The sequence below is a fragment of the Snodgrassella alvi genome (assembly GCF_002777855.1).
Classification (GTDB): domain Bacteria; phylum Pseudomonadota; class Gammaproteobacteria; order Burkholderiales; family Neisseriaceae; genus Snodgrassella; species Snodgrassella alvi_E.
On the sequence record NZ_MEIK01000024.1, the window covers coordinates 1 to 1,727 of the forward strand.

Sequence of the window (1,727 nt, forward strand, 5' to 3'; positions counted from 1 at the left end):
AAAGGTACCGGCTGCTGTTTGGCTTTGTCTTTATCCTTATCAGAACAGCCAGCCAGCAAAAGCAGGCCAGTTAAACAGACAGCTTTAGCATACGAAATCAATAAATTTCTCATACTGATGTCTCCTATCAGACTAACATATAAATTAGCATAATTTTAGGATAATGCAAACAAAAACATACACAAAAATTAACTAACGTAACGAAATATTAACTCTAAATGGATTATTATGTTTTAATATATATGCTATCTACCAAATATAATTAGCGTAAAATAGCTAGCAAACCGGAATTTCTCTAAAAAAATGACAAATTGGCTGAATGAGGTTGTATCAATATTACATGCATTGTTCCAAAAATAATTACTACAATTAGTGGTGTAACAGGTATGCATCTTTTAGATTTATACTTTGCCAGCCTGCTTTTTAATTAATTTGCCATCATTAGTGACTACCCAGCTATCCAGTATGACAGTGATATTTTTTTCGGTTTGCTGCCATAGTTTCAGATAGAGCCGGTCATAATTTATACTAACTTTTACTGGAAAATTACTAACAAAAAAATCATGATGACAAGATCGTACTTGACCAACAATATCACAAAGGATAAGGGTTTTAATGTTATTATTTGCATCCCGATAGATATACAGATCCCTTCCTGCAATATTATCTGTCCATGGCTGATTGGTACTGGGGTCTATACCGTTATTGGCTTGGTAATAGGTTAAGCCAAATACTTTATTAGGCTGCTTAGAATATTCAAAATCCCAGCTTTCTTTTGACGATTTTAAAATATTTTTAAACCTATGATTATAATTTTTGAATTGCTTAGGACTTACTAAATTATAAACAATCATGTGTCCCCATGGAAAGGGCTTACCTTCAGGAATTAAAGTTTTATTATCATGCAAATAATCTATTTCGGTTTGTTCTTTATAGCTCATTAGCGCACCATCAGTAAGGCGATAAAACAAACCAAAGCTTTTAATGGGTAGCTGATAAGTAATAGGTGGACGTTTGTATTTTTGTGCTTTTTTGCTGGCATCAAAATCACCAGGGTCTCCAACATAACGCACCCAGTGAAGTACTACGCCGTCAGGAATACTGACTGGTTTACCGCCCAGATTACCAATGGAATCATAGCGGCCAAATCGGTCCTGATTAATGAAAGGTACCGGCTGCTGTTTGGCTTTGTCTTTATCCTTATCAGAACAGCCAGCCAGCAAAAGCAGGCCAGTTAAACAGACAGCTTTAGCATACGAAATCAATAAATTTCTCATACTGATGTCTCCTGTAGGACTAACATATAAATTAGCATAATTTTAAGATAATGCAAACAAAAATATACACAAAAATTAACTAATGTAATGAAAAATTAACTCTGAATGGATTATTATGTTTAATATATATACAAGCTACCGAATATAATTAGCGTAAAATAGCAAGCAAACCGGAATTTCTCTTAAAAAATGGCAAAATTGGCTGAATGAGGTTGTATCAGTTGTGCATCTGTTTCAATTTATATCTTGCCAGCCTGCTTTTTAATTAATTTGCCATCATTAGTCACCACCCAGCTATCTAGTATGGCAGCGATATTTTTTTCGGTTTGCCGCCATAACTTGAGATAGGTACGGTTGTAACTGATACTAACTTTTACTGGAAAATTACTAACAAAAAAATCATGATGACAAGATTGTACTTGGCCAACAATATCGCAAAGGATAAGGGTT

General features: G+C 34.2%; 2 protein-coding genes. Both read right to left on the bottom strand.

The features are described 5' to 3' along the window. Positions 1-401: 401 nt before the first annotated feature. On the bottom strand, positions 402-1,277 hold the full coding sequence (locus BHC43_RS03340; protein WP_100156183.1) for a hypothetical protein: 876 nt from the start codon (positions 1,275-1,277) through the stop codon (positions 402-404). A 239-nt stretch (positions 1,278-1,516) separates the two neighbouring features. Further along, on the bottom strand, positions 1,517-1,727 hold a 211-nt coding region (locus tag BHC43_RS10670), incomplete at its 5' end, for a hypothetical protein (RefSeq protein WP_180297414.1).